The 6,181-nt window shown below is 72.3% G+C and carries 7 protein-coding genes; 3 read left to right on the plus strand and 4 right to left on the minus strand.

The window, feature by feature from the left end; translation table 11 throughout:
• Both M3N57_07530 and M3N57_07535 read right to left on the minus strand, forming a co-directional pair.
• On the minus strand, window positions 1-777 hold a 777-nt coding region (locus M3N57_07530), incomplete at its 3' end, for an aminotransferase class I/II-fold pyridoxal phosphate-dependent enzyme (protein MDP9022534.1).
• Window positions 778-803: 26 nt separating this feature from the next.
• Window positions 804-2,396, minus strand: a complete 1,593-nt coding sequence (locus tag M3N57_07535) for a PQQ-binding-like beta-propeller repeat protein (protein ID MDP9022535.1) — start codon at window positions 2,394-2,396, stop codon at window positions 804-806.
• Between the two features lie 135 nt (window positions 2,397-2,531).
• Here M3N57_07535 and serB point away from each other — a divergent pair, with 135 nt between their 5' ends.
• Window positions 2,532-3,773 (plus strand): phosphoserine phosphatase SerB, encoded by a 1,242-nt coding sequence (gene serB / locus M3N57_07540; GenBank protein ID MDP9022536.1) that lies wholly within the window; start codon window positions 2,532-2,534, stop codon window positions 3,771-3,773.
• 12 nt (window positions 3,774-3,785) lie between these two features.
• Here the strand turns inward: serB and M3N57_07545 are convergent, their stop codons facing one another.
• Window positions 3,786-4,730, minus strand: coding sequence for an aldo/keto reductase family protein (locus M3N57_07545; protein MDP9022537.1), 945 nt, complete (start codon window positions 4,728-4,730; stop codon window positions 3,786-3,788).
• A 48-nt stretch (window positions 4,731-4,778) separates the two neighbouring features.
• Here M3N57_07545 and M3N57_07550 point away from each other — a divergent pair, with 48 nt between their 5' ends.
• Both M3N57_07550 and M3N57_07555 read left to right on the plus strand, forming a co-directional pair.
• The gene (locus M3N57_07550) at window positions 4,779-5,051 is read left to right on the plus strand and encodes a hypothetical protein (protein ID MDP9022538.1); all 273 of its coding nucleotides are present in this window, start codon (window positions 4,779-4,781) and stop codon (window positions 5,049-5,051) included.
• Window positions 5,052-5,080: 29 nt separating this feature from the next.
• Window positions 5,081-5,881 carry a hypothetical protein gene (locus M3N57_07555; protein MDP9022539.1) on the plus strand — a complete coding sequence of 267 codons (801 nt, stop codon included), beginning with the start codon at window positions 5,081-5,083 and terminating at the stop codon, window positions 5,879-5,881.
• 47 nt (window positions 5,882-5,928) lie between these two features.
• On the opposite strand, the gene M3N57_07560 is transcribed toward M3N57_07555, so the two are convergent.
• Window positions 5,929-6,181: hypothetical protein (locus M3N57_07560; protein ID MDP9022540.1), on the minus strand; the 253-nt coding region annotated here is incomplete at its 5' end.

Below are 6,181 nucleotides of genomic sequence, written 5' to 3' on the forward strand. Positions count from 1 at the left end.
GATCAGCTCCGGGTCCCCGACGATCGCTCCGGCCCGGTACCCGGTCATCCCCGAGCGCTTCGACAGCGACACGAACGCCAGCACCCCGGTCAGGTCCCCGTCGCACACCTCCAGCAGCGACGGGGCGGGACGGTCGAACCACAGTTCCTGGTAGCACTCGTCGGAGCACAGCAGGATGTCGTTGGCGCGCGCGATCTCGAGCTGGCGGCGGTAGTAGTCGCGGTCGGCCGCGGCGCCGGTCGGGTTCTGCGGGTAGTTCACCCACGCGACGCACGCGCGGGCCAGCCGGGCGGGGTGGACCTCGGCAAGCTCCAGCAGCCAGTCGCGCTCGGCCGTGAGGTGCACCGGGTCGGACATCCCACCGGCGAACTGGGCTCCGCGGGCGTACACCGGGTACCCCGGTTCGCCCCACAGCACGCCGCGGCGGTCGCCGTGGGGGTCCACGACCGCCAGCGGGAGGTGGAAGATGGCCTCCTTGCTCCCAGCGCTGGGCAGAACGTGACGATCGGGGTCGACCTCCACCCCGTGACGGCGGGCGAACCAGGCGGCGACAGCAGCGCGCAGCTCGCGCCGCCCCGTCACGGTCGGGTACCGGCTGACGGGGCCGAGCGCGTCCACCAGCGCCTGGCGGATGAAGCCCGGGGTGGGTTCGTCGGGGTCGCCGATCGAGAAGTCGTAGACCGGCCGGCCGTCAGCGCGGAGTTCCTCGGCGAGGTCCTGCAGGGCCGCCAGCGGGTAACCGCCGAGCTCATCCAGTGCCGGGTTGGACGTGACCATGGCGACGAGAGCGTAGGCCGGGTCGCTCAGCGGTCTCCGACCGCGTACACGAAGCCGTCCCGGGACCCGACGTAGATCCCGCCGCGCCACACCGCCGGGGTGCTCTCCACGCAGCCGCCCAGCTGCACCGACCAGCGGGGTCGCGGACGGCGTGGGTCGCGGACATCGAACGCCAACAGCCCGGCGTGCTGGCACGCGCCCACGATCAGCGTGTCGTCGACGACCACGGGGGAGGACCACTCGTGGTACCCGATCGTTTGGCGCCACACGACCTGTCCGTCGCCCGCGTCGACCGCCAGCAGGTCGCCGGCGTGGGTGGTGACGTACAGCACACCATCGTGCAGGGCCGGTGTCCCCCAGATCCCCCCCGGTTCGTCGGCGGGGGCGCCGGCGCGAGCAGGAACGTCCAGGCCCCACACCCGCGGGTCACCGGGGCGGTTGGGATCGAGCTTGACCAGCTGGCCGACCTGCCGGCCACGGGCAGTCCGGCGCTCGAGCTCCGATGCCACGTACAGCATCCCGTCACGGTCGATCACGATCGTCGCGTCGGTGTCGTCACCGGTCCAGTACTCGAACACCACGGGGGCGTGACCGTTGCGGACCCGGCTGAGGTCGTACCCGATCACGCGCCCAGCCGAGTTCGCCACGAACGCGTGGCCCTCGATGAGCGCGACGGAGCTCTCGAAGCTGACGTTGCGATCCCCGACGGCGCGGAGCAGCTGCTGATCCCAGCCGGGCAGTTCCACGACGACCGTCGGGTCGACGGTGACCCGGCCTGCCGCGTCGTAGCCGCGCTTGAGGTCGATCACGTAGAACCAGCCGTCCTCCCCGCCGGTGAACAGCAGGCCATCGACGATCGTGGGGTTGCCGTCCCAGTCGTCGTTCCAGATCCTGTTCCGGTTGGCGGGGAGCGCCCACACCTCGGTCGGGCGGTCGCGGTCGAGCGCCACCACCCGCAGGTAGCCGTCGCGCGACCCCGTGTACAGCAGCGGGAACCCGTCGGGGTCCAACGTCACCGATCCCTTGATGATGTGGCCGGTCGCGAACGGCGGTCGCAGCGCCCGGCCCGACGTCGCGCTGATGAAGTGCACCGCCCCGTCGTACGCACCGACGACGACCTCGACCACGCCGTCGGGCCGTTCCCACACCGCCGGCTGACCGGTCCACCCGGTGCCGCACCAGCGCTTCACCGGCGGGTCGGCGGTCCCCGCCCGGGAGCCGATCGCCTCGTCGGTGCACATCGGCGCGTCCGGGTACCGCCAGCGCACCTGCGGGGAGGACGGGACCGGACCGAGGCCGTACCACGTCCGGGTGGGGTTCCCGCGGAACTGCAGCACGCCCGCCACCGTCCCCCACGGCTCGCCGACGCTGCTGCGGTCCACCAGGGGGTGCAGGGTCGGGGTGGGCGACGGCGTGGGGGCGGCAGTGACCGGCGCGGACGTCGGTGGGACGAGCGGCTCGGGGAGCGGCTCTGGCGCTGCGGGCGGGGCCACCACCGGCTGTCGCAGCCGGCTGGCCGTCATCAGCGTCCCGGCGGCGAGGACGGTCAGGGACCCTGCCGCCAGCAGCTGTGCGGTCAGGATCGCAGGTCGGCGGCGACCCGCCGTCCGAGGACGCATGGCGGCGTAGTGTAGGGGGCGGCGGACGCTGGACGACCGAGGCGGTCCCGGCGCGTCTCGACGCTCGCGACGCCCATGGTGGCCTGCGGCCCTGCGCGCCACGGGGGCGCGGTGAGCGTCGGTACCCTCGCGCGGATGGACGACCGGCGGACCCTCCTCGTTCGCGTCTCGGGACGTGACCAGCCCGGCATCACGGCAGCGCTCCTGGACGTCCTGGCGGCCGGCGGCGTCGACGTCTACGACATGGAGCAGGTCACCACCCGCGATCGCCTCAGCCTCGACCTGCTGGTCGGTCTCCCGGTCGACGGCGACCGGATCAGCGACCGGGTCGTGAAGGACATCCTGTTCCTGGGCTGGGAACGCGGGCTCGACGTCGACTTCGAACCCGTCGAGGCGCACGCCGCGACGGCGCCGCCCCAGCGCTACGCGGTGACGGTGATCGGGGCGCCGCTGACCGCGGCGGCGTTGGCCGCGGTCGCGCACCGGATCGCCGGTGCTGGAGCCAACATCGACCGGATCGTCCGCCTGTCGCGGTACCCCGTCGTCAGCTACGAGCTGGTGGTGTCCGGCGGCCACGCGGACACGCTGCGCGCGGGGCTGCTGCACGCCGCCGCCGAGCACGCGATCGACGTGGCCGTCCAGCGTGAGGGGCTCGAACGGCGCGCGAAGCGCCTGGTGGTGATGGACGTCGACTCGACCCTGATCCAGGACGAGGTGATCGATCTGTTGGCCGAGGAGGCAGGCACCTACGACCGTGTCCGCGACGTCACCGAGCGGGCGATGGCGGGGGAACTCGACTTCGGCGAAGCTCTCCGCGCCCGGGTGGCGCTCCTGGCCGGTCTCGACCGTGACGCACTGGAGCGGGTCCGGGCGCGCGTGCGGCTCACGCCCGGCGCGCGGACGTTCGTGCGGACCCTGAAGCGCCTGGGCTTCCAGGTCGCGATCGTGTCCGGTGGTTTCTCGCTCTTCACCGACCCGCTGGCTGCGGAGCTCGGGATCACGCACTGCTTCGCGAACGAGCTGCAGATCGTCGACGGGCGGGTCACCGGCCGGCTGGTCGGGCGCATCCTCGACCGCGCCGCCAAGGCGGACGTCCTCGAGGAGGTCGCCCGCCGCGAGGACATCCCGCTCGAACAGACCGTGGCGATCGGGGACGGCGCCAACGACCTGGACATGCTGGCGCGGGCCGGACTCGGCGTGGCGTTCAACGCCAAACCCGCGGTGCGACAAGCCGCCGACACCAGCGTGTCGGTGCCCTACCTCGACGCGGTGCTGTTCGTGCTGGGCATCCGCCGCGACGAGGTGGACGCCGCCGACGAACGTGACCTGCATGACCGCGGCGACCCGGTCCCGGTGCAGGGCGTGCCTCCGCTGTGACGTCGGTGGCGGTCAGGCCGCGAACAGGTCGTCGAGGCGGTCGAGGGTGTCGTCGTCCAAGTCGACGTCCGCCGCGGCGGCGTTCTCGCGGACCTGCTCGGGGCGCGACGCCCCGAAGATCGCCGAGGCGACGCCGTCCTGGTGGAGCACCCACGCCAGCGCCAGCTGTGCGTGGCTCACGTCGAGGTCGGCGGCCAACCGACCCATGCGGTCGACCTTGTCCAGGGACGCCTGGTCGAGGTAGCGCTCGACGAAGCGACGGCCCTCGCCGGCGGCGCGGGATCCTGGCGGCACCGTTCCGCCGCTGTACTTCCCGGTCAGGGCACCCTGGGCCAGCGGGCTGTACACGATCTGGCCCAGGCCGTACTCGCGGCTGATCGGCAGCACCACCGACTCGATGCCGCGGTCCAACAGCGAGTAGACCGGCTGGTTGCTGACCGGCCGTGGGACGTTGAGCGCGTCGGCGAGGGTGCAGGCCTCCACGATCCGTTCCGGGCGCCACATCGACACCCCCCAGTAGAGGACCTTGCCCCGGCGCACCAGATCACCCATCGTGGCCACCACCTCCTCGGTCGGCGTGGCCGTGTCGTAGCGGTGGCACTGGTAGAGGTCGACGTAGTCGGTGCGCAGACGCCGCAGTGACGCGTCGATCGACTCGGTCACGTGCTTGCGTGACAGGCCTCGGTCGTTGACGTCGTCGCTCATCGGGAAGTACACCTTGGTGGCGAGCACGACGTGACGCCGGTCGCGGCCGCTGAGCAGGTCCCCGAGGACCCGCTCAGCCTCGCCACGCTCGTACACGTCGGCGGTGTCGATCAGGTTCACGCCGTTGTCGAGCGCGACGCCGACGCACTCGCGGGCGACCCGGTCCTCGACCGTCCCCCCGTAGGTGAGCCACGTTCCCAGCGCGAGCACGCTGACCTTCACGCCGCTGGCACCCAGGTTGACGTAGCGCACGCCGTGGCCCTTCCGGTGGTCTCACCTGCCGCGGTTACCCTACGTCGCGTGGCGGACCACCAGGGTGGGCGAGACAGCAGGGCTGGCGACGACGCGAGCCTGCTCGACGCCGACCGCGTCCTCGCGCTGACGCGCCGCCTCCGCGACGTCCACGCACGCCTCGACGACGTCAGGCTGTCCCGTGACGCCAAGGGCCGGTGGCAACGGCGTTTGATCGCCATCTCCCAGTCGGCGCAAGACGACCTGGCGGACGCCGAGCAGCAGCTGGAGCGGTTGGTCGCCGAGCTCGACCGGCGAGACGTCCGCACCCGACGGCGCTAGGGCGCGGCGAACGGAAGGAGGCCATCGACGTGGCCCGTGTCACCGTCTGGCACCTGACCCGACTCCGCCGCCTGCCCCTGATCGAGGAACAGGGGTTGCGCACCCGGGCGGACCTCAGCGACCGGTTGGGTCCCCCCGGCGTCGAGGATCGCCAGGCTCCGGGGAGCTACGCCCACGGCCGCCGGGTCTCGGCGTACCTGTCGCTGGATCACGCCCGGACCTACATCGGCGAGCATGGCCGGGGCCTGGTCACCTTCACGGTGGACCCGGCCAAGGTGATCGCCACACCGGGGGCCGCTCGTGACCGTGGCCCCGCGGTCTACTGGGACGCGGCGCGGCCGTTGCGTGACTGGCTGGCCGACCCAGAGACTCCCGTCGACCTGGAGGTCCACCAGAACGTCCCCGTCCGGGCCAAGTACCTGCGCCTGCACGCCACACTGCTCACCGCAGACGACCTCGGCTCCTACGCCCAGATCGTCGAGGCCGTCGCCGACTCCGACCGCCTCTCGGCGAAGGCGCTGATGCACCTGGCGATCATCGCCTCCGACGGCGACGACGCGTCCCAGGAGTTCGCCGCGGCGGTCGCGCTGGCCTACCGCGATGGACCCGAGCCGGAAGGTCTGGTCCGCGAGCTGGTCCAGCTCGGACCGGACAAGGTCGCGTCCGCGGCGCTCGCCGAGTACGGGTCGGTCGCCCCGGACGCAGCACAGCGGCTGCGCGAGACCCTGGACGCGACCCGGGCGTGGGCCGAGGAGCAGGGCCTGGAGCACGGCCAGGGGCTGTTGGCACGGAGCGCAGCGGTCGTCGAGGACGTCACCGCCGTCGAGTAGCCGTCACGACCCGGCGACGACCGACGGCCGCGGAAGCGCCCCGGTCCTCACAGGCTGATGATGTTGAGGTTCGTGACCTGCGGGGCGCCGTCTTCTTCTTCCTCGAGTTCGAACCGCACGCGCTGGCCCAGGCGCAGCTCCCGCAGCCCCGACGCCGCGAAGACCTGGCGGTCCACAACCCGCTCGTTGAGCTGATCGTCGAGGATGACGGCCCGGTTGGTGATCGGGTCGTAGCTCTTGACGGTCCCCTGGGGCAACGCAGCTGGCTCCTTCAACGAACGGGCGGAGCGTATCGCGCCC

This window comes from Actinomycetota bacterium, from assembly GCA_030776725.1.
In the GTDB taxonomy this organism is placed as follows: domain Bacteria; phylum Actinomycetota; class Nitriliruptoria; order Nitriliruptorales; family JAHWKO01; genus JAHWKW01.

What these genes read in the sequence shown, in the direction of transcription:
- serB (MDP9022536.1), top strand. Translation starts at nt 2,532, where the DNA reads ATGGACGACCGGCGGACCCTCCTCGTTCGCGTCTCGGGACGTGACCAG.
- M3N57_07535 (MDP9022535.1), bottom strand. Translation starts at nt 2,396, where the DNA reads ATGCGTCCTCGGACGGCGGGTCGCCGCCGACCTGCGATCCTGACCGCA.